At 65.1% G+C, this 21,439-nt stretch carries 22 protein-coding genes; 7 read left to right on the forward strand and 15 right to left on the reverse strand.

Translation table 11 applies throughout. The features are described 5' to 3' along the window. Positions 1-104: 104 nt before the first annotated feature. From rbsK to BMI88_RS08865, 8 genes are all read right to left on the reverse strand, one after another. A complete protein-coding gene (rbsK, locus tag BMI88_RS08830) occupies positions 105-1,037 on the reverse strand; it encodes a ribokinase (RefSeq protein ID WP_078547875.1) in 933 nt (310 codons plus the stop codon). Further along, positions 1,030-2,124 (reverse strand): DUF4432 family protein, encoded by a 1,095-nt coding sequence (locus tag BMI88_RS08835; protein WP_078547878.1) that lies wholly within the window; start codon positions 2,122-2,124, stop codon positions 1,030-1,032. The genes rbsK and BMI88_RS08835 overlap by 8 nt, the downstream gene beginning before the upstream one ends. A 1-nt stretch (position 2,125) precedes the next feature. Continuing rightward, positions 2,126-3,148 (reverse strand): ABC transporter permease, encoded by a 1,023-nt coding sequence (locus BMI88_RS08840; protein WP_078549734.1) that lies wholly within the window; start codon positions 3,146-3,148, stop codon positions 2,126-2,128. A 16-nt stretch (positions 3,149-3,164) separates the two neighbouring features. Continuing rightward, positions 3,165-4,142, reverse strand: coding sequence for an ABC transporter permease (locus tag BMI88_RS08845; RefSeq protein WP_078520201.1), 978 nt, complete (start codon positions 4,140-4,142; stop codon positions 3,165-3,167). Further along, positions 4,139-5,653, reverse strand: coding sequence for a sugar ABC transporter ATP-binding protein (locus tag BMI88_RS08850; protein ID WP_078547880.1), 1,515 nt, complete (start codon positions 5,651-5,653; stop codon positions 4,139-4,141). The genes BMI88_RS08845 and BMI88_RS08850 overlap by 4 nt, the downstream gene beginning before the upstream one ends. Before the next feature lie 76 nt (positions 5,654-5,729). After that, complete coding sequence (locus BMI88_RS08855) at positions 5,730-6,785, reverse strand: autoinducer 2 ABC transporter substrate-binding protein (RefSeq protein WP_078547883.1); 1,056 nt, start codon at positions 6,783-6,785, stop codon at positions 5,730-5,732. A 132-nt stretch (positions 6,786-6,917) separates the two neighbouring features. Beyond that, a complete protein-coding gene (locus tag BMI88_RS08860) occupies positions 6,918-7,652 on the reverse strand; it encodes a DeoR/GlpR family DNA-binding transcription regulator (protein WP_078547886.1) in 735 nt (244 codons plus the stop codon). A gap of 134 nt (positions 7,653-7,786) precedes the next feature. Beyond that, entirely contained in the window at positions 7,787-9,415 is a 1,629-nt protein-coding gene (locus BMI88_RS08865) for an FGGY-family carbohydrate kinase (RefSeq protein WP_078547888.1), read from the reverse strand. A 350-nt stretch (positions 9,416-9,765) separates the two neighbouring features. Between BMI88_RS08865 and BMI88_RS08870 the strand changes: the two genes are divergently transcribed. From BMI88_RS08870 to BMI88_RS08880, 4 genes are all read left to right on the forward strand, one after another. Beyond that, complete coding sequence (locus BMI88_RS08870) at positions 9,766-10,707, forward strand: rhodanese-like domain-containing protein (RefSeq protein WP_078547891.1); 942 nt, start codon at positions 9,766-9,768, stop codon at positions 10,705-10,707. Positions 10,708-10,709: 2 nt separating this feature from the next. Then, on the forward strand, positions 10,710-11,840 hold the full coding sequence (locus tag BMI88_RS08875) for a YeeE/YedE family protein (protein WP_246831853.1): 1,131 nt from the start codon (positions 10,710-10,712) through the stop codon (positions 11,838-11,840). Next, positions 11,837-12,001, forward strand: coding sequence for a hypothetical protein (locus BMI88_RS19740; RefSeq protein ID WP_168173966.1), 165 nt, complete (start codon positions 11,837-11,839; stop codon positions 11,999-12,001). Before BMI88_RS08875 ends, BMI88_RS19740 begins: the two co-directional genes overlap by 4 nt. A 134-nt stretch (positions 12,002-12,135) precedes the next feature. After that, positions 12,136-13,047: a DMT family transporter gene (locus BMI88_RS08880; protein ID WP_078547894.1), complete on the forward strand. Its 912-nt coding sequence runs from the start codon at positions 12,136-12,138 to the stop codon at positions 13,045-13,047. A gap of 6 nt (positions 13,048-13,053) precedes the next feature. Here BMI88_RS08880 and minE read toward each other — a convergent pair whose 3' ends face one another. The 7 genes from minE to BMI88_RS08915 all read right to left on the reverse strand — a co-directional run bounded on the left by minE (position 13,054) and on the right by BMI88_RS08915 (position 19,010). Next, a complete protein-coding gene (gene minE, locus BMI88_RS08885; protein ID WP_210402022.1) occupies positions 13,054-13,374 on the reverse strand; it encodes a cell division topological specificity factor MinE in 321 nt (106 codons plus the stop codon). Next, positions 13,371-14,213, reverse strand: a complete 843-nt coding sequence (minD, locus tag BMI88_RS08890) for a septum site-determining protein MinD (protein WP_078520208.1) — start codon at positions 14,211-14,213, stop codon at positions 13,371-13,373. The genes minE and minD overlap by 4 nt, the downstream gene beginning before the upstream one ends. Continuing rightward, positions 14,210-14,974, reverse strand: a complete 765-nt coding sequence (gene minC / locus BMI88_RS08895; RefSeq protein ID WP_078547897.1) for a septum site-determining protein MinC — start codon at positions 14,972-14,974, stop codon at positions 14,210-14,212. The genes minD and minC overlap by 4 nt, the downstream gene beginning before the upstream one ends. Before the next feature lie 229 nt (positions 14,975-15,203). Next, complete coding sequence (locus tag BMI88_RS08900; RefSeq protein WP_078547899.1) at positions 15,204-16,013, reverse strand: hypothetical protein; 810 nt, start codon at positions 16,011-16,013, stop codon at positions 15,204-15,206. Between the two features lie 3 nt (positions 16,014-16,016). Further along, entirely contained in the window at positions 16,017-17,333 is a 1,317-nt protein-coding gene (locus BMI88_RS08905) for a hypothetical protein (protein WP_078547901.1), read from the reverse strand. Positions 17,334-17,553: 220 nt separating this feature from the next. Further along, the gene (locus tag BMI88_RS08910; RefSeq protein ID WP_143595086.1) at positions 17,554-18,333 is read right to left on the reverse strand and encodes a DUF4394 domain-containing protein; all 780 of its coding nucleotides are present in this window, start codon (positions 18,331-18,333) and stop codon (positions 17,554-17,556) included. A gap of 179 nt (positions 18,334-18,512) precedes the next feature. Beyond that, positions 18,513-19,010: a lactoylglutathione lyase family protein gene (locus BMI88_RS08915; protein ID WP_078547905.1), complete on the reverse strand. Its 498-nt coding sequence runs from the start codon at positions 19,008-19,010 to the stop codon at positions 18,513-18,515. A 102-nt stretch (positions 19,011-19,112) separates the two neighbouring features. Here BMI88_RS08915 and BMI88_RS08920 point away from each other — a divergent pair, with 102 nt between their 5' ends. The 3 genes from BMI88_RS08920 to BMI88_RS08930 all read left to right on the forward strand — a co-directional run bounded on the left by BMI88_RS08920 (position 19,113) and on the right by BMI88_RS08930 (position 21,426). Then, positions 19,113-20,000: a LysR family transcriptional regulator gene (locus BMI88_RS08920; protein ID WP_078547907.1), complete on the forward strand. Its 888-nt coding sequence runs from the start codon at positions 19,113-19,115 to the stop codon at positions 19,998-20,000. Positions 20,001-20,143: 143 nt separating this feature from the next. Then, a complete protein-coding gene (locus BMI88_RS08925) occupies positions 20,144-20,698 on the forward strand; it encodes a sigma-70 family RNA polymerase sigma factor (protein WP_078547910.1) in 555 nt (184 codons plus the stop codon). Then, the gene (locus BMI88_RS08930; RefSeq protein ID WP_078547912.1) at positions 20,695-21,426 is read left to right on the forward strand and encodes an anti-sigma factor; all 732 of its coding nucleotides are present in this window, start codon (positions 20,695-20,697) and stop codon (positions 21,424-21,426) included. The genes BMI88_RS08925 and BMI88_RS08930 overlap by 4 nt, the downstream gene beginning before the upstream one ends. Positions 21,427-21,439 lie beyond the last annotated feature (13 nt).

Raw genomic sequence — 21,439 nt, forward strand, 5'->3', positions numbered from 1 at the left:
TTCGGTCTTCATTGCGTGTCTCCTAAATCGGGACTCGTCACAGCCTCGCCGCCACGTCCGGAATAATTCCCGGGCGTGCGCGATCGGGACAAGATCAGCATAAGTCAGCCGAGCCCATGCTCGGAAAGAAAGTCGTCGAATTCGGCGGGCGTCGCGTAGCTTGTTTGCGTGCCGCGACGGGTGATCGACAATGCGGCATAGCGCGCGGCGCGGGTCAGCGCCGCGGTGGGCTCCATTCCTTGGCCGAGGAAATGCGCGAAGCTGCCGATGAAAGCGTCGCCCGCGCCGGTGGTATCGACCGGGCTGACGGACACAGGTGCGATCTCTTCGACGGTGTCCGCGGTGATCCGGCGTGCGCCGCGCCCGCCAAGCGTCACCACCACGTTGTGGATGCCGCGTTCGATCAGGCTGCGCGCGGCGGCGATCACCTCGTCATCGGTGCCGGTGGGCAGACCCGAGAGCATCGCCAGCTCGCTCTCGTTCGGGCAGAACCAGTCGAGCCCGTCGAGCCGCGCGATATCCAGATCGGGATGAGCAGGCGCGGGGTTCAGGATCGTCGTCACCCCTTCGCGCGCCCCGAAGGCCACGGTGTGATAGACGGTTTCCAGATCGACCTCGAGCTGCATCAGGATCGCGGAGGCTGCGCGCAACGTCTCCGCCGCCGCATCGACATCCGAAGGCGCAAGCGCCGAATTGGCCCCTTTCACGATCAGGATCGCATTCTCGCCATCGCGCTCGACGAAAATCGGTGCCACGCCAGAGGCGGAGCCTTCGACGGTGCGCACATGGGTCGTGTCGATCCCGTTGGTTTCCAGATTGGCGCGGACCTGCGGGCCGAACCCGTCATCGCCCACGCAGGTGACCATCGCCACATCCGAGCCCAGACGCGCGGCGGCCACCGCCTGGTTCGCGCCCTTGCCGCCGAAGCCCATCGCGAAATCGGGGGCTTCCAAGGTTTCGCCGCGTCCCGGCATCCGGTCGATATAAGTCACCAAATCCATCATGTTCGAGCCGACGACGGCAATCTTCTCAGGCATTCTCTTTCTCCGTCAGTTCGGAAATTTTCGCGCCAAGCGCGGTGGTCTCGGCCTTGTCAGTATAGCCGAAGCGGGTCGCGAAATGCGCGATCTCTCCGGCTGGGAGGCTGCGGACATTCCCCTTCGCCTTCTCCGCCGTGTAGCCCTCGGGCTCGCAGGTGGACGGCAGCGCGAAAGCCGCGACCGAGGCATCCTCGCCGTTCAGGATCCAGCGCGCGAGGTGGTCGAATTGATCGGGCCGCCAGCTCATTGCGAAACCGTCGCCCTCGGGCCGTTCCAGAAGCGCATGGCTTTCGCCCGACGCATCGGCTGCGGGGCGCTCGATATAGAGAACCTGTTCGGGGTTCCACTTCTCGGGCGCGTCCAGCGTGGCGCTGTCTTCGGGCGCTTCAGCCAGCCGTTCGATGAAATCGGTATAGGCTCTCGTCGGCGACACATGGGCGGGCACGTCGCGGCGGACGCGCGTGCGGTCCGGCGTGAAAGGGGCCGCCTGATGGATGCGCCCGTCTTTGACGAAGGCGAAGTTCACATGGCACATATACATCAGGTCCATCGGCAAGGCGGAGCGGTTATCGACCGCCATCGCCATCTCGATCAGCGTGTTCTCCCGCACCGTGATCGAGGGCATCGCGCGGTAATGCGGGCCGAAGCCGCGGATATAATCGACGTGACCGCCAAGGCGCACGAACGCCCCCTGCCCGTCTTCGCCGATCTCCAGATGGGCCGCGTCCATCGTGGCGCAGGCCATCTCGCCATGCAGCGGATGGTCATCCTGCGGACCGGGGCAACCATTGCGCAGCAAACCGCTGTGATAGGCAAGACAGCCATAGGTCTCGACGATCACCTGCGCGGGGCGCGGCTCGGCAAAGGCGCTGTCCATCGTCAGGCGCACGCCGTCGAACACCGCATCCCAGAGCATCTGGCCCATGTAAGGCAGCATCTCGACCCGGCCGCGCGGGGTGTCCACGCCAATCATCTCGATGCCAAGCGCGGTGCGCCAGCCGGTGACGGTGAAGCTGTCGGTTTTGGCGAGCACGCTCGGAGCCGGCCCGAACCGTTCTCGCGGGAGAGGAATGATCACGCTCATCTTACGCTCCTTTCCGGCGACGCCAGGAATTGAGGGCGATCACCCCGATCAGGAAGGCTCCCCAGACGAAATCGATCAGGTGGTTCGAGACCCGCATCATCTGGAAGCCCGAGGACAACAGCGTCAGCGAGATCAGCGCAAGAGCGACGCCCAGCACATTGCCGCGACCGCCTGCCGGGTTTGTCCCGCCCAGCACCGCGATCAGCACCGCCTGCAGCAGGTAAGACGCGCCGTAATCGGATTTCGCCGCATTGGTCCGCGCCGACAGCAGGATCCCCGCCATCGCGGCCAGCATCCCCGTCAGCATATAGGAATAGAGGATCATCTGGCCGCGCTTCACCCCCGCATAGACCGCCGCTTTCGGGTTGGTCCCGATCAGCTTGAGCCGCAGCCCGAAGGAGGTCCGCGCGAGCAGCAGCGACAGTGCGATGCAGACCAGCACGAAGATCACCAGCGGCACCGGGATGCCCACCAGTTTGCCGTTGCCGATCGCGTTCCACCCCGGCGGGAAGCCGACGATCGCAGGCCCTCCCGTCAGCACGAGGCACATCCCGATGAAGACCTGGCCGGTACCCAGCGTCGCAAGGATCGGCGTAATCTTCAGCACCGAAATCAGGAAGCCGTTCAGCAGCCCCGCCAGCAGCCCCACGATCAGGGCCGCGCTCACGCCCAGCGTCACCGGGCCGAGGCCCAATGCTCCCGAGCCGCCATCGCCCGCCATCGCGCCGAACAGCGTGCCCGCAGTGATGCCCGCAAGGTTCGCGACGCCCACGATCGAGAGGTCGATCCCCCCGGTCAGCATCGCGATCATCATCGCGATCGACAGGATACCGAGCTCCGGCATGAAGAAGGCCATCGACTCGAAGTTGTAAGACGACAGGAACATCGAAGGCCGCAGCGCCGTCATCGCGATCAGCACCAGCACACAGGATACGGCCAGCATGACATTGGTCTGTGCCGCCTCGCCCTTGAGCCAGCCGCGCAGGCCGGGCCGGGAGGTGGCGTTGGTCTTGGTCTCGCTCATCATCATCTCCCCTGCCTCACACCAAAGCCCGACGGTCGCGCAGCGCCGTCACGGTCACAGCCGCAACCAGCATCGCGCCCACGACGACCCGCTGCCATGTCGTGTCGATCCCCATCAGGATCAGCGAATTCTGGATCATCACGAGGATGAACACGCCCAGCACCGTGCCCAGCACCGTGCCGCGCCCGCCGAAGATCGACGCGCCGCCCAGCACCACCGCCGCGATCACGTCGAGCTCCAGCCCCACGAAGTCGCGCGGATTGGCGAGCCAGATCATCGAGCTGTGCAACAGCCCCGCAAAGCCCGCCAGCGCACCTGCCGTGACGTAGACGAAGATCATCGTGCGCCCCGTCGAGAAGCCCACGCGCTTCGCCGCTTCCGGGTCCGCGCCATAGGCATAAACCGAGCGCCCGATCATCGTGTGCTTCAGCACCAGATGCAGCGCGACGGCGAGGCCCAGATAGATCACGATCATCGCGGTCAGCCCGTAGGTCGAGCCATTCGCGCGTTCAAGCACGAACAGATCGGTCTTGCCGAAATTCACCAATGCCTCGGGCATCTTGTTGATGTTCACGTTCGAGGTGCCGACGAGGCCAAGGACCAGCCCGCGCACCACGGACGCGGTGCCGAGTGTCACGATCAGAGGGATCATCTTGAACTTATGGATGATGCCCGCATTCATCAGGCCCAGAAGCCCGCCGATTATGATCGCCGAGGCGAAGGGCAGCACCAGCCCGTTATAGTCGAGCGCCACCATCGAGCGGACCACGAGATACATCCCCGCGACCGCGAAGGCGGTGAAAGACACGTCGATCCCGCCCGAGATCATCACCAGCAGCACGCCCAAGGCCATGATGCCGATGACGACGTTTTCCTTGAGCAGGCTGAACAGGTTGGACATTTGCCAGAAGGCCGGGTTCACCAACCCGATGAAGATCATCGCGACCGCAAGGATCGCCAGAATGATCGCGTCGGAGCTGCGCAGGAATCTCATGCGGGCTCTCCTTGTTTTTCATTGGACAGCGCCGCGTCGAGCGCCTCTTCGGTCAGCGCGTCGCCCGCCAGTTCGCCGGTGATGCGGCCCTCGGTCATGCACAGCACACGATTGCAGTTCGCAGCCAGCTCCGGCAGGTCGTCCGAGATCATCAGAACCGCCAGATCGTTATTGCGGGTCAGGTCCTGAATGATGCCGTGGATCTGCTCTTTGGAGCCGACATCGACGCCTACGGTCGGGCCGTTCAGGATCAGCACGCGCGCATCGGTCATAAGCCAGCGACCGATCATGACGCGCTGCGCGTTCCCGCCCGAAAGCGTGCCCACCGGCACGTCGATCCCCGGCGCGGAAATCGCCATCTCGCCGAACATCTTGTGGGTCTCCTCCCCCGCCTTCTCGGCATCGAGCCACAGATGCGGCGCGAAGCGGCTCAGCGAGGATACGATCGCGTTGTCGCGGATCGAGCGGGTCAAGAAAAGCCCTTCGGACAGGCGATCCTCGGGCACATAGGCGATGCCCGCCGCGATCGCCTCGGGGACGTTCTTCGGCATCACGGGCTTGCCATCGACCCGCATCTCGCCGGTCATGTCGTTGCGCAGACCGAAGATCGCCTGCGCGATGGCCTTGCGGCCTGCGCCGATCAGGCCGGACATGCCGACGATCTCGCCCGGCATCAGCGTCAGGTTGATGCCCTGCGCCTTGTCGCCGACGGTCACGTTGCGCAACTCCAGCCGCGGTTCGCGCCCGCTGACATCGGGGGCTTGGAAATGCCCCTGATGCAGGTCGCGCCCGGTCATCGCCCGGGTGATCGAGCGTTCGTCATAGTCCGAGATCGGGCCTTCGGTGACCTTCTTGCCATTGCGGAAGACGGTGAGACGCTCGGAGATTTCCAGCATCTCGCGCATCTTGTGACTGACGAAGAGCGTGGCGATGCCGTCGGCCTGCAAATCCCGCACGATGCGGAAGAGGCGTTCGACTTCGCGACCCGTCAGCGTCGTGGTGGGTTCGTCCATGATGATCAGCCGCGCATCGGCGAGCATCGCGCGCGCAATCGCCACGATCTGGCGGCCCGCGGCGGGCAGCGTCTCGACGGTCGCATCGAGATCGAGCGTCACATCGAGCCGCGCCAGCACGTCACGCGCCATCTTGCGCGCCCGGGTCCAGTCGATCCGGGTCTTGCCTTCGCGCAGGAAGGTGTTGAGCGCGAGGTTCTCGACGACCGTCAGCGTCGGGAACAGCGAGAAATCCTGGTAGATGACCTGCACGCCATGGGCGATCGAGGTCGCGGGGTCGAGCTTGCCGACCGGTTTGCCGTCGATCAGGATCTCGCCCTCGTCGGGCTGATAGACGCCTGAGACGATCTTGATGAGGGTGGATTTGCCCGAGCCGTTCTCGCCGGCGAGGCAGTGGATGCGGGCAGCGTCGAGCGTCAGCGACACGTCATCGAGCGCGCGCACGCCGCCGAAGCGCTTCGAGATGTTGCGCAGCTCGATCAGGGGAGCGGTGGCCATGGGGGTCTCCTCGCAGGCAGGTCGGCAACGGGTGGCGCGAGCTAGCGCGCCACCCGAGCTTGAGAACCGTCAGGGATCAGAAGTTGTATTGATCCATGTTGTCCTTGGTCACGCCGACCCAACCGGCCCCGTAGAGCACTTTCGCGTCCGCGCTATCGGCTTCCTTGAGGTTGGTATAGCCTTCGAGACCGAGGTTGGTGCCCGCCTTGATATCGGCATGGTCCTTGCCCGCATCACGCGCTTTCAGCTCGGCCAGTGCGATCATGTTCATCGCGTAGCCAGCAACCGCCGGATCCCAGAACTGGATGTAGCTGATATCGCCCTGCGAGATGTACTGACCCGCGACCGACGGAAGACCGGTGCCCGCGAAATGCAGTTTGCCCTGCAGACCGCCTTCGGCGATCAGACGACCGGCACCTGCCGAAGTCGGCATCGGACCACCCACGACACCGGCGATGTCGGGATGCGCGGTCAGCGCCTCTTTCAGCTTGTTGTAGTCGGTGTTGGCGTCGTCGTAGGTCTCGAGACGATCCGTCGCGAGCGACATGTCCGGATAGGCTTCCTTCTGACGCTCGATCGCGCCGTCGATCCACTCGTTTTGCGACTTCGAGGTCAGCGAGCCGACGGTGGCGACATATTTGCCCTTCTCGCCCATCTGCTTGGCGAGGTGATCCATCAGCTCCGCGCCATAGGCTTTGTTGTCGAAGGCTTCGATGTCGTAATCGACATTCTTGATGTTCGAGGCTTCGTGGCTGACCACGACGATGCCGCGATCACGCGCCTTCTTGAGCACCGGCTCGACCGCTTCCACCGAGAACGGCACCACGGCGATGGCGTCCACGCCCTGCGCGATCAGGTTCTCGATCAGCTGCACCTGCGCTGCCGCATCCGCCTGCGAGGGGCCGACCATCCAGGTGTCGCTGCCGGTATCGTCGCCGAACTGCTTCACGCCGTCACGCATCCGGTCGAACCACGCGATGCCGTCCACCTTCACAACGGTCGCGATGTGATAGGTCTTGTCGGAGCTGAGCATTTCCTTGTCGACATTGCTCGTGTCGACGACCTGCTGCGCCAGTGCCGGGGTGGCCATGGCGACCGCGAATGCAGCGGCCGGAATGAATCCGAGCTTCATGATAATTCTCCCTTCAAGCGGACCTCCTCGTCCGCGTTTCCCGGTTCAGGCGCATGCCGAAACCGGCCCTCCAAGTAATGTTACGATCGCAACATAACTCGGGACCATCTAGGGGATGAAGGGAAGTGTCAACTACATCTTAAGCTGCGCTGCAGCGAGAAGTCCGGCCTCGGTGACGACGCCCGAAACCTCGTCGAGAGACGCGAAAACGACCGGCTTGCGCTGGCCGATCTTGCTGGCATCCATGACGACAAAACACTGTTTTGAAAGCTCTATCGCCGCACGTTTCAAGGGGACTTCGTACTCGTGCGAACAGCTCAGCGCCCCATCGGAATCGAGCCCGCCCGCGGACAGGAACGCTACATCGATGTTCAAAGGCGCCAATCGGTCGTGCGGATTTCCCGCATGGCAGGAGCGCGTACTCGACTTGATTTCGCCGCCCAGAAACTCGACCGGGACGCTGCTGCGCCCCTGAAGGATCTCCGCCGTGGTCAAGCAATGGGTGATGATTCGTCGCGCTTTGCCCTGTGCGAGGAGCCGCGCGAGATGGGGCAGCGTGGTGCCGGTATCGAGGAACACGACCGCGCCCTCGGGCACCAGATCCAGCGCATGACCCGCCGCCGCGCGCTTGGCGTCAATGGCGCGGTTCATCTGCGCATCGAAGTCGTAATGCTCGGTCGTGCGGGTGGTGACGATATAGCCGCCCCGGCAGGCAAACCCCGCTTCGGGCTGCGCCGCGTCGCGCCGCAGGGTCATCTCGGTCACGCCCATCTGCTCGGACAGGTCGCGCAAGCGCAGGGCGGGCGAGACATCGAGCAAGGCAGTTATCTGGTCGATCCGCTCTTGTTGGCGGCTGGGTCTGGTCACGATTTGGCTTTCAAGATTTGGGTTTCGAAACGCATTCTATAATCCGCAGAGTGTCCGAAACCGGACCTGCGAAAGCAAGCACTGCGTTCCGATCGGCACTGCGCCGCAGCGTCACACCTTGTCAGCGAGCCCCGTCACTCGGCCGCCTTGGCCATGCTCTCGCGCACCGAACGCGCCGTCGATTGCAGCGTCAGGAACGCCTCGAACCGGGCCGCATGCAAACGCTCCACCGCGCCGCCTGCGGGCGCAAAACGGGATGCGACCTGCGACATCGCGCCCATCGCGGCCTGCAGGTTGTCGAACCCCTCCGCCGCAACCGCGCCAAGCATCGCCGCCCCCAGCAGGACCGGTTCCTCGCAGCGGGTGACCACGACGTCGCGCCCGGTCGCATCCGCGATGATCTGGCGGGTGACGGGATGCGCCCCCGCCCCGCCCGAAATCGAAATCTCCGAGATCGGCGCACCATGTTCGGCCTGCACCTCGATGATCTGGCGCAGCCCATAGGCCAGCCCGCACACCCCCGCGACATAGAGCGCCACGAGCGAGTCCAGCCCGGTCTCCATCCCCTGCCCCACGATCACCGCCCGCGCATCGGGATCGGCAAAGGGCGCGCGGTTGCCCAAGAATTCCGGCACGACGTGAAGCCCACCGGCAAGCGTCGCGACCTCTGAAGGCGAACCCGCCGTCTCGAGCGCGAGATCGGCGAGGAATTCCGGCACGGATTTGCCCGCGGCCTCTGCGCGGTCGCGCGCCTCCTGCGCCGCGGGATGCAATTGCACGAGCTGCGCAATCGCCGCCCCTGCGCCCGATTGCCCGCCCTCATTGAGCCACATCCCCGGGATCATCGCCGAGAAATAAGGCCCCCAGACGCCGGGCACGAAGGCAGGCGCGCGCGTCGAGGTCATCGTGCAAGACGAGGTCCCGAAGACATAGCCCAGACAATGCGCCGGATCGCCCGACCCGCCCTGCGCCGCGACGGTGCCGATCCCACCGGCATGCGCGTCGATCAGACCGGCTGCGACCGGCGTTCCGGGTGTCAGGCCCATCTGCGCGGCGGCTGCCTCGGTCAGCCCTGCCCCAAGCGGCGTGCCCGGATCGACAATGCGCGCGCCGATCCGTTCGAAGCCGCCCTCGGCCAGATCGCCAAGGCCGATCGCGTGGAAATAGTCGGGATCCCAGCGGCCCTCATGGGCGAGATAGGTCCATTTGCAGGTGACCGTGCAGGCGGAGCGCTCCAGCGCGCCGCTCGCCTTCCATGTCAGGAAATCGGCGAGATCGAAGAATTGCACCGCCTGCGCGTAGATCTCGGGGCGCTCCTCGCGCAGCCACATCAGTTTCGGCGTCTGCATCTCCGGCGAGATCCGGCCGCCCACATAGCGCAGCACCTCGTGGTCGCCCGCATTGATCCGCGCCGCCTGATCGCGGGCGCGGTGATCCATCCAGACGATGACATCGCGCTCGGGCGCATCAGGATCGCCCACGGGCAGCCCGCCCTCCGGGCCGATCACGGCGAGCGAACAGGTCGCGTCGAACCCGATCCCCGCGACATCGCGCGGGTCGGCCCCCGAGGCCGCCAAGGCCCCTTTCACCGCATCGCAAACCGCCTGCCAGATCTGGGCGCTCGATTGCTCGACATGGCCATGATCGTCCTGCCACATCTCCAACGGGTGCTTGCCGACGCCGAGAAGCGTGCCCTCCCGATCGAAAATCCCGGCGCGCGCCGAACCGGTTCCGACATCGACACCGACGAATAACTTGCTCACGTTGATCCTCCCCAGACGCGCATCTTGCCCAATCCTTAACGGTATCGGGCGGGGACTGCCAACCCGCGGCCGGGGCAGACGATTCTCCGAACACGGGACTGTCTCGCCGCCGAAACCCCGATATCGCGGCCGAAAGGCGTTCTGCTGCGAATAAAAACGCGGTCGTGCGGTTCAGCGCCGCGATGGACCGCGCGTCCACCCCACCACACGGAAAGGGACGCATATCTCACGATCCATCACGAATTTGGAATATTTTCCCCACGCGCAATAGAAGCAGTGAACCGCTTAAGCTTGCCATCACGAAAATCCTGAACAATTTGGGACAAAATCCCTAACCAGCGAGGTTACCCATGACCCGTCTCGCACGTATTTCCGCAGCCGTCGCGACCGGCGCTGCTCTCTTCGCCGCCAGCTCTGCGATGGCCAGCGATCTCGGCCCGCTCGTCACCCCGAGCGAGCTGAACGCCGAGATCGACACAGTCGATCCGGTGCTGCTCGACATTCGCACCGGCAGCTACGAAAAAGGCCATATCGACGGAGCCGTCTATGCGCCCTATTCGCTGTTCCGCGGCCCGGATGACAATCCCGGTCAGGTGCCGCCGATCGCGAAGCTGCAGGCGTCCTTCGAGCAGATCGGGCTCGAGCCCGACCGCCCCATCGTGATCATCGCGCAGGGCGATACCGATACTGACTTCGGCGCAGCCGCACGCGTCTACTGGACGCTGAAAAGCACTGGCTTCACCGAGCTGTCGATCCTGAACGGTGGCACGACCGCCTGGGCCAACGCTGGCCTGCCGATGTCGGACGTGACCGAAAACCTGATGCCGACCGATCTCGATTTGACGTGGAACGACCGCTGGACGGCGGAGACGCCCGCCGTGAGCGATCTCGTCAACGGCAAGGGCAAGGCTGTGCTCGTCGATGCGCGTCCGCCCGCCTTCTTCGAGGGCAAGAAAGCGCACTCCGCCGCTTCGCGTCCCGGCACCCTGCCCGGCGCCGAGAACCTGCCCTACACCAAGTTCTTCCGCTCGGGCGCGACGGTCATCGACGCGAAAACCGATGCGGCCGCTCTGAAAGAGCAGCTGGGCATCAAGGACGGCGAAGAGGTCGTGTCCTTCTGCAATACCGGGCATTGGGCGGCGACCGACTGGTTCGCCATGTCCGAACTTGCAGGCATCGACAACGTGAAGCTCTATCCAGGGTCGATGGTGGAATACTCCCAGACCGACGGTGAGATGGCGAACACGCCCGGTCTGTTGCAGAACCTTCTGAACCAGCTCACCGGAGGCTGATGATGAACACTGCCATTCTTGAACGGCAGGCAGCGTCGGGTGGTATCGCCCGGCGTAGTGCTTTGATAGTCGCCGCTCTCGTGGCGGTCGCGGCCCTCGCGCTGTTCGGCGGCGCGCGCTACGGCTTCATGCTGGCGATCGGGTTGGGCTTCGGTATCGCGCTGGAAGGGCTGCGCTTCGGCTTTGCAGGTCCTTGGCGCGCGATGATCGTGCGGCGCGAACCGGCGGGCATCCTCGCGCAGCTTCTGGCGATCGCGCTGGTTTCCATCGTCGCAATCCCGGCGATCTCGAGCCATCCGGGCGAGCTGAACGGCGCGCAGGCCCCGATCGGCTTCGCGATGGTCGGCGGCGCGTTCGTCTTCGGCGCGGCGATGCAGGTCGTGATGGGCTGCGGCTCGGGCACGCTTGTGAACGCAGGCTCGGGCAACCCGATCGGGCTGCTCGCGCTTCCGTTCTTCGCCATCGGCAGCTTCTTCGGCGCCTATGGGCTGATCTGGTGGACCAATCTCGGCGCGCTGCCGATCCTGACCCTGCGCGGCACGAGCGGACTTGCTGTGACGCTGGTTCTTCTCGGGCTGGTCGCGGCCACCGTGTTCTTCCTCGGCAAGCGCGGCTCGCGGAGCCTGCCGCGGCGCTATGTGATCGCGGCCCTCGTCCTCGCAGCGCTCGCCATCGCGAACCTTCTGGTCGCGGGGCAACCTTGGGGTGTGGTCTACGGGCTCGGTCTCTGGGTCGCCAAGGGCGTGAACGGAATGGGCTTCGACCTGACGCAATCAGCCTTCTACGCAGCCCCAGGCTCGATCACCCGCGTGCAGGAAAGCCTGCTGACCGACTACACCTCGCTCACTGATATCGGCCTGATCGCGGGCGCGTTCGGCGTGGCTGCGTGGCGTCAGGGCGGGCTGTCGCAGAAATTGCCGAGCTATCCGGCCCGCGCCTGGGCCGCGACGATCATCGCAGGCTTCCTGCTGGGCTATTCCTCGCGACTGGCCTTCGGCTGCAACGTGGGCGCGTTCTTCTCGGGGATCTCGACCGGCAGCCTTCATGGCTGGGTATGGTTCGCTGCAGCCTTCGCGGGCGCCTATCTGGGCATCTGGCTACGGCCCCGCCTTGGACTGGAGGCACGCGCATGACCCGGAAAGCGACTGCCTTCACCGCCCTCGCGGGGCTGCTTCTTCTGATCGGCGCCGATTTGATCGGAGCGCCGCTCAATCCCTACCAAGCCCCACCGGCCTTTGCCTTCGGATCCGGTCAGGTCGCAAGCGGCGGGTTCTGCGGAGCCTTGCCGAACTGATCTCCCAAAATCCTTGCGATCTGGGACACCGGCCCGCTTCCCTCGGGCCGGTGTTCTCTTGCCCGGCCTTGGAACCGCGCGCGCGGACCGCTAGAGATCGCCAGACGCGCGGTCCGCGCGAAGGGAGCCCCATCATGACCAGACATCCGATGTTCGGGATATTCCTCGCGCTGTTCGGCGCGCTGGCAATCTCGCCCGACACGCTGCTGATGCGCTGGTCGGAGATGAGCGGCGCGCAGATGGTGATGTGGCGCGGCTTGCTGATGGGCGGCGCGATGTGGCTGACCTCTATCATCCTGCGCAGACGTCACCTGAAGCGGGACCTGCGCGCGCTCGCCAGCGGCGCGGGGCTGGTGCTGGTCGCCTGCCATTTCTCGAACATGACGCTGTTTGCCGTGGGCATCGCCGCAGCCCCTGTCTCGGTCGTGCTGTTCAGCGTCTCGACCGTGCCGGTCTTCGCGGCGCTGCTGTCCCGCCTGGTCCTGCGTGAAAACACCCACTGGTCCACATGGCTCGCCATCGCCGCCGTTCTCAGCGGGATCGGTCTGGCGGTCTTCGGCCCTGCCCCGGCGAGCGTGGGCGGCAATCCGATCTACGGCGCGCTTGCGGGGCTTGGGGTCGCGTTGAGCCTGTCGACGACCTTCGTCACGATCCGGCGCAATCCGCATCTGCCGATCCTGCTCGCCGTCGGCTCCGGGGCCGGGCTGGCCGGACTTTCAGCACTGCTCTGGACGGGAGGCGCAGCCGTGACGGGCGGTCAGATCTGGGCGATCGCGCTGGCGGGCGGTGTTGTGCTGCCGATCTCCTTCATGTCCCTGTCCTTCGCCTCGCGCTACACCTCGGCCTCGAATGTCAGCCTGCTGATGCTGCTCGAGACGATCCTCGGGCCGATCTGGGTCTGGTGGGGAACGGGTGAGGCTCCGAGCCGCGCGATGCTGGTCGGCGGGGCGATCGTGATCGGGAGCCTTGCGCTCTATCTCTGGCACGCGGGCCATCGGCAAAGCGTTCTCCGGCGCAGCCAATCCGCCGCGCCGGAGCATCTCTAGAAACGCTTACTTCCGGGCAGCCGACTTCGCAGCCGGTTTCGCGGGCTTAGCGGATTTGGCGATTTTCTCCGAATCCGAGGGCATCTCGATATTGATCTCGAGGCTCGAGATATCGTCGTTGCGCTCCATCCGGATATCGACGCCATCCTCTTCGATCTGCATGTATTTGCGGATCACCGCGAGGATGTCGCGTTGCAGATCGGGAAGGTAGTCGGCCTGCGCCGACCCGCTTCCGCGTTCATGCGCGAGAAGGATCTGCAGACGGTCCTTGGCCGTCTGCGCCGATTTCGCGCGGCGGGGTTTGAGCGAGAAACCGAACAGGCTCATGCGGACCGCCCGAAGAGACGACCGATGAAGCCGGGACGCTTCTCGCCCGGAATGCGCATCGGAATGTCCTCGCCCAGCAGGCGCGAGACCGCGTCGTCATAGGCAGCCGACGCGCTCGACGGCTCGTCGAGCACGACCGGCATGCCGGTGTTCGACGCACGCAGAACGGCGGTGCTTTCGGGCACGATGCCGATCAGCGGGACCGCCAGAAGCTCCAGCACGTCCTCGACCGTCATCATCTCGCCCTTGTCGATGCGCGACTGGTCGTGACGGGTCAGAAGCACCTGCGCCTTGACCGGCTCGCCATCGCTTTCGGCGCGGCGGGTCTTCGAGGACAGAAGGCCCAGCACCCGGTCGCTGTCTCGCACCGAGGACACTTCGGGGTTGGTCACGACGACCGCCTCGTCGGCGAAGAACATCGCCAGCTGTGCGCCGCGCTCGATCCCGGCGGGGCTGTCGCAGATGATGTAATCGAATTCCTGACGCAGTTCGTCGAGCACCTTCTCGACGCCCTCTTGCGTCAGCGCATCCTTGTCGCGCGTCTGCGAGGTCGGCAGGATCGAGAGCGTCTCGACCCGCTTGTCCTTGATCAGCGCCTGTTTGAGGCGTGCATCGCCCTGAATGACGTTGATGAAGTCGAACACCACGCGGCGCTCGCAACCCATGATCATGTCGAGGTTGCGCAGGCCCACGTCGAAATCGATCACGACGGTCTTATGGCCGCGCTTGGCGAGACCGGCAGAGATTGCGGCGGCGGAAGTGGTTTTTCCCACGCCCCCCTTGCCCGAGGTGATCACGATCACCTTGCCGAGCGGCGAATCGTCCTTGAGTTGCGTCATTCGAACGCCTCCACACAGAGTTTGTCATCGTCGAGGAAAACCTGCACGGGCTTGCGACGAAGCTCCGCGGGGATGGTTTCGCTCGTTTTGTAAAGGCCCGCGATCGCGAGCAATTCGGCGTCGAGCTGGCGGCAGAAGATGCGCGCGCTCTCATCGCCATGTGCGCCTGCCATCGCCCGTCCACGCAGCGTGCCGTAGACGTGGATGTTGCCCGCCGCGACCAGTTCCGCGCCCGACGCGACCGATCCGACCACCGTGAGATCGCCATGTTCGGCCACGATCATCTGGCCCGAACGCACCGGCGTTTGCACGACCTTGTTGCGCGGGACCGGGGGGGCCGCCCGCTTCGCCGCAGGCTGCGGCTTTTGCGGTTTTTGCGGCTTCGGCTCGGGCATCGCGGTTTCGCGGCCCACCTTGATCGGGATAATTCCGTAGCCTTTTACGGCGTTTAGCTGCGCCTCGGTGGCGTTTTGCGCCCCGAAGATCTGCAGATCGCGTGCGAAAAGGTTGTCGATCATGTCGCGCACATCGGCCGGTTTCGAGAACTCCGGCACCTGCGCGAAATCGAGCACCATCGGCGCTCCGGCCAACAGATGCGGCGTCTTCGCGAGCTGCGCATCGAGCGCGGCATAGAACACGTCATCAGGCGCGTCTGTCTCGAGCCGTAGCGCGATGGCGGTCAGGAACAGACCGCGGAACTGGAAAGGTTGAACCGAGACCGGCGCAGGCTTCTGCCCGGTCGGAGATAGGGTATCTGACACGAGGGTAGCTCGCTTCTGCTCAGGAGTCGGGGCGCATCGTGCACCCACGTTGTTTTTCTTTGTTGTGTCGGATCACGCACTGCAAACGCCAGCACAAAATCGCGATGGCCTCTCTACTCGGCTAAATCCTGCCGTCAACCGGAAGTAGACGAAGTTTTCGTGTTCAGGCGCAGAGGCGGGCCCGGATCGCAGATTGACCCAGCGTCGTCAGCGGTATCGCCGCGCCGGATCACTCGAGCATCGCCGTCGCGAGCTGGCTGTCGAGAAGCTCTTCGGGCAGCAGGATGTAGATGTCCTCCGGCGGGGTCGTAAGCGAATAGATTATCACGCCGGGATCGACGCCCATATCGATCAAATATTCCATCGTCCGCCCCTGCCCGCGCTGGATTTCCTCGACCGCGAAATAGGCGGGCATGTAGAGATTCTCGTCGTAGTAATGCTGGTGCATCCCGACATACCCGTCGGGCGAGACACGACGTTCCTGACCTGCCGCGAGGACATAGGGACAGGCCGACATGCAGGCCATACCGGGCAGGATCACGGTGTTCTTCTCGGCTTCACGTAGCACGCGGCCGATCGCCAGCGCCTCGGACACTTCACCGCCGGGGCTGCTGAGCGCGATCGTCGCCGGGGCCTCCTCGGGCGCGTCGCCTTCGGTGAAGCCTGCGAGATAGGTTTCCAGCCGGTCCGCATCGCCCGGCGCGATGGCCCCGTTCAGCAGCAGCACCGAGCCGATCCCCTCGACCTCTTCGCGCTCGAAGGTCAGCCGGTCGGGATAGTTCGACGGCAGTTCGATCCCCGGCGGCAGCGCAGGCGCATCCCGGCGTGGCGTCGGGCGCGCGGGATCGAAGCGGCGGCGCTGATCGCCCGGCGCGACCGGGGTGGTCATCTCGGGCACGGCGGAGGGCGGCTGCGGGCGGTAGCGCCCCAGCCAGTCGCCGCCGATCATCACCACGGCGATGCCAACCTGCACCAGCAACACGACGCGCAGCCAACGGCGCACGTCGAACCGGTCGAAGCTTGGAAGCGACAAGCGCATCGCTCAGCTCTCCGCTGGGCGCGGCGGCGGATCTACGGGCGCAGGCGGATCCACCTTCTCGGACACCCGCTTGAGCATCTCGGCATCCGCGCCACTCATCGTCTGCTCGACATCGCGCATCGCGTTCAGCGCGGCTTTCAGATCGGCCAGCGTCAGCGTCTCCTCGATCGGCAGCCCGTCGCGGCCCGAACGGATCGCGGCCTGCGTCACCGCCAGCACGAAGACCAGCACGGCAGGCAGCAGGTCGATCGCAATCGCCCCGGCCCAGGAGGGCACGAAACTGCCCGCGTAGCGGATCACGGCTTCGGCGCTGGTGATCGGGTTATAGGCGGTCTGGATCGGCGGATCGCGGGCCAGAACCTCGTCGGCGGCGCGCTCGAGCGTGCGCCCCCGTTGATCGAGCGCTTCCAGCACGGAGTCGATGGTCGACGACTGCGCATCGCGGACATTCGTCGTGCGCCCGTCCAGTTCCGGCAGCACCACGGACGCCGGCAGATCCTGCGCCGCCCGCGCCACCAGCGGTGCCACGGAAAGCTGATCGAGCCGCGCGATCACGCCCGCCAGTCGCACGCTCTGCTCGGCGAATTCGACCGACCGTTTCTCGACCGGACCGGGTGCCACGATCAGCGCGCGCATCCGCCCGAGGATCTGGTTGCCGGTCTCGAAGGAGTCGTCGATCAGCGGCTGCTGCGCGCGGATCTGCTCTTCGAGATTGGCCAGTTCCTCGGTCTTCTGGGTCAACACACGGAATACCGCGCCCCGCCCTGCCGTGCCCGACAGCTGGCCCGATTGTTCCTGATCCGCCAGCGCCTCGAAGGCGGCGCGCGCGCGTTCGACCTCGCGGCCCAGCGCCTGCGCCGAGAGCGCGATGTCATGGGCCTGCTCCAGCGCGGATTGGTAGTCGCGCACGGTGGTGTCCAGATGCTGCTCCACCGCCGCCGAGCCCGCCAGTGCCGCCGCATTGAGCCAGCTCGACATGGCGACGATGGCGAGCGAGCCGACGATGGTCGACACCGTCAGCCCGACAAAGCCGCTCGCCGTGCGCATCGCGGGCAAAAGCCGCAGCATGTAGCTCCAGAAGACGAAAATCCCGACCGAGACGGCGATGGAATAGGCCAGTGCCGCGAAGAAGCTCATCGCGCCGTTATCTTCGAGGATCGAGGACACGCCGAGATAGGTGTAGATCCCCGAGGCGATCGCCAGCACGCCCAGCGCCGCAGGTGTGATCGTGTCGAGCCAGGCCAGATGGCCCTCCAATTCCTTGGCGGTGCGCAGGCCTTTGGTCTCGGCCGCGCTCAGTCGTTTGGTGGGTTCGGTCATCTGGGGCTCGCCCTTCTCGAAATTGGGATCGGGAATTGATCACAATTGGGGCACGGCACGGTGAATTTTAAGGGTTTGGAAAGAATAGTTTACTTCAGCCTGCGCCTGCGCGCGCCCGCTTGCGGCGGTTTCGCGCGTGATCTGCACCCGAATTGGTGAGGCCACCCGGGGGACTCCGGGTGGCCTCGTCTTGACGAACCGGCCACAACCGGCGCCCCACTTACATCGCCGGCAGGATCGTCAAGTCACGGATGTCGCCGCCAGCCCCTTCGACCATGCCCTTGCCCATCGCCTCACCACTCTCGAGGTCGACGGTGTAGAGCATGTTCCCGGTGGCGAGCCACGCCGTGTTTTTCATGTCTTCGGTAGTCTGGATGTCGAACGCATAGCCTTCGCCCGGCATGTCGATGCCGAACTTGCCGATGGCGGCGAGCGTGCCGTCATTGGGCGAGGTCTGCTGGATCAGCGCGACGATGGTGGAATCCACGTCATACATCGCGGTGCTGTCGGGCATCCCGTAGCTGTTGGCGTAGGCGGCCGCCGCGATAGCCGGGGCCTCGCCCGCATGCATGTCCTTTTCCTCATAAGCGAGGCTGCCATCGACGGTCACTTCGCCGGTTTCCACGTTCACGCGGTGATTGGTGGTGCCCGACATGAAGCGCAGCTTGTCGGCCTTCGGGTTGAAATCGACGATCACCGGCCCGTCCACGGGCAGCATCTTGTCCATCTGCGAGACTTTCGTCGCGGCGCCGCTTTCCATGTCGATCGTGTAGAGCGCCTGATCGGCATCCACCGCGACCAGCGTCTTGTTCGACGGGCGCAGGTCGATCCCGTGCAGCTTCGCGGTGCCGGTGACATCCATCGTGCCGGTGACTTCGAGCGTCTCGGTATCGAACATCACGAGCGTCTTGTCGCCCACGAGGCCGATGGCCGAGGCCGCCAAGGCACCGCTTGCGCCCATTGCGGTGACGAGAGCGGTCGAGAGGGTCAGTTTCAGCATGGTTATTCCTTTCGTTTCCCTGTTCGCGGCAAGCGCCTTTCGCGCCGTCCATGCCCCCTAGACCCGGCCAGATGCGGATTGGATGCAGGAAATCGAAATTTTTTCTGCGAGGTCGTGCGCGCCCCCCTGCGAGGCAAAGAAAACACCGGCCCCATGAGTGACGGGACCGGTGAGAAAGATCAGACGTAGGCGCCCGCCGAATAGGTCAGATCATAGCTGTGACTGTAGATCTCGAAGACGATGCCGAACGGGTCTTCAACATAAACCATGCGGTAGGGCTTGGAGCCGGGGAAGTATTCCCGGATCGGCATCCGCTGCCGCCCGCCGGCGTCGACGATGCGCTGGGTCAACCCTTCCACATCAGGGTCCTGCACGGCGAAATGAAAGGTGCCGTGGCGCTTGTGTTCCAGCTTGTCCTCTGGCGCGTAATTGCCAGGGAACTCGAAGATCTCGATACCGATGCCATCGGCGGTCGACAGATGCGCGATCCGCAGCGAGCCCCAACCGGGCCCGAACACATCGGTGCACATCACGCCAATGGCGCTGTCATCCTCGACGGCCTCGGAAGGCTCCATCACGACATAGAACCCGAGAACCTCGGAATAGAACGTCACGGCGGCCTCGAGGTCGGGAACCGACAGGCCGATATGGGAGAAGGTGCGCGGGGTGGTTGCCATCTCAAGGCTCCTTTCAGGTTGCGATGACAGCGATATGGATTGCCACACCTTCCATGTGAAATTATCATATTTCATCTGAACAATAACGATCTGTTATCTCTCATGCTGAACGCAACCTGGCTCGAAACCTTCACCGCGCTTTGCGAGGCCGGGCATTTCACCCGCGCCGCGGAGCGGTTGCACATGACCCAGCCGGGCGTGAGCCAGCACCTCAAGAAGCTGGAAGCTCAGGTCGGACAAAAGCTGATCACGTGGCAGGGCAAGAGTTTCACGCTGACCCCGGCGGGCGAGGCGGTTTTCGCGCTCGGCCTGTCGCGGCGGGCCGAAGAGAAACGCCTGCGCGACGCGATCGAGACCGATGACCGGGATGCGGGGCCGGTGCATATCGCCTGTTCGGGAAGTTTCGCGATGCTGCTCTACCCGATCCTCCTGGAATGGATGCAAAGCGCGCCCGAGCTGAGCGTCCATCTGCAGGCCGCGCCACAGGCGGATATTCTGGCGGGACTGCTGGAGGGGCGGTTCGACCTTGGTGTGCTCGGCACGGACCCGGATCACGCGCGGCTCGAGGCGCAGCATATCGGGCGCGAGGAGCTGTGCCTCCTGCTGCCTGCCGGTGCCGCGCCGCCCGACGCCTTCGCCGATCTCGACGCGCACGGCTTCATCGCCCATCCCGACGGCTACGCCTATGCCGACGACCTGCTGAAACTGAACTTCCCCGAGGACTATCCCGGCGCTGACCGGCTGCGCCTGCGCGGCTCGGTCAACCAGATCGGCCAGATCCCCGCCCCGGTTGCGCGGGGGATCGGCTACACCCTCCTGCCGCGCAGTGGGGTCGAGGCCTTTGCGGACAAGGCGCAGCTCTCTGTCGTCCCTCTACCGAAGCGTCGCTGGCACGAGCTGTGGCTGGCCTCCCGGCGCGGGCGCAGCGCCCCGGCGCGCGTGCTTCATACGCAAGAGATGATCGTCGAAGCCGCGCGGCAACTGCGTTGAGCGCCACGCTTTTCGACCGAAATCCGAGATTATTTTCATCCAATCGACTGTTTCGCGGGTCTAGAGCTTGGAAACGGGAGAAAATCGTGAAGAACTTGGTCCGGGAGAGACCGCCGCGCGGCAGGCGGAACATGGGAGCGTTTATGACGAAAGCGGAAAGCTGCCCCGTGGCGCAGGCGCTGCACGATTGTGCCGAGGGCGATGCGAGCGCGCTTGAGCGGCTGGTGGCGCTGGAAGGCGGGCGCATGCTGGGCGTGGCCAAGCGCATCCTGGGCCGCACCGATCTGGCCGAGGAGGCCTTGCAGGAGGCGCTGGTGCGCATCTGGCGCAAAGCCGGGCAATTCAGCGGCAATCCCGGCTCGGCCAAGGGCTGGGTCTATACCGTCCTGCGCAGCCGCTGCCTGAACATTCTGCGCGACGGCAAACGGCTGAGTCTGCTCTCGCCCGAGGAATTGGGGGCGTTGCAGGATGCACGCGAGCAAAGCGTGCCCGAAGAGGGCTGGCAGATGCTCGCAGGCTCAAGCCGCCTTCGCGACTGCCTCGAGGCGCTCGACCCGGCCAGCCGCCATTCGATCCTGCTCGCCCATGTCGGCGGGTTCAGCCATGGCGAGATCGCCGCGCGTCAGTCTGTGCCGCTGGGCACGGCGAAAAGCTGGATCCGGCGCGGATTGGCCAGCCTGAGGGAGTGCCTGTCATGAGCCTGAACCGGACCGACCTCAACGCCATCGCAGATGATTACGTCCTTGGCCTGCTCGGGGAAACCGAGGCCGAGTTGTTCGAGGAATTGTTGGCGCGCGACCCTGCGCTGGAGGCCCGCGTGGCGGCGCTGCGCGACGGGTTGCTCCCGCTCGACCTCTCGGCGCCCAAGGCCGACCTGCCGGATGATTTCATGGAGCGCCTGCGCGAACGCATCGCGGCGGAACCTGCGCGCGACGATGCGACCCCGCGGGGGGTGACGATCACGCCGGTCCCGCCGCAAGCCGACAACCTGCCGCAAGCCCCGCGCACGAAGCGGCGCTGGTTGATCGCGGCGGGGATCATCGGTCTCGCGGTGGGTCTGGGCACCGGCACGCTGCGCCCGACGCCAGAGCCGCGCGTGGTCGCCGTTCTGATGAACGCATCGGGCGAGCCGCAGGCCGTGATCGAGGATTACGGCAATCGCGACGCCAAGATCCGCTTCGTGGCCGATGTGACGCTGCCCTCGAACAAGACCATTCAGGCCTGGACCCTTCCCTCGCCTGAGACGGGCCCGGTGTCGCTCGGCACGCTCGACCGGGTGGCGCCTGCAGTGTTGACCGGGCCCGACCTGCCCGCTCCCGCACCGCAGCAGCTCTACGAGATCACGCTGGAACCCGCGGGCGGCTCGCCCACAGGGCGCCCGACCGGCCCGATCCTCGGCAAGGGCTTCGCCCATATCCAGAGCTGATCGGGCCCTGCCC

Origin of the sequence: Thioclava sp. F36-6 (genome assembly GCF_002020305.1) — a bacterium.
Lineage (GTDB): Bacteria > Pseudomonadota > Alphaproteobacteria > Rhodobacterales > Rhodobacteraceae > Thioclava > Thioclava sediminum.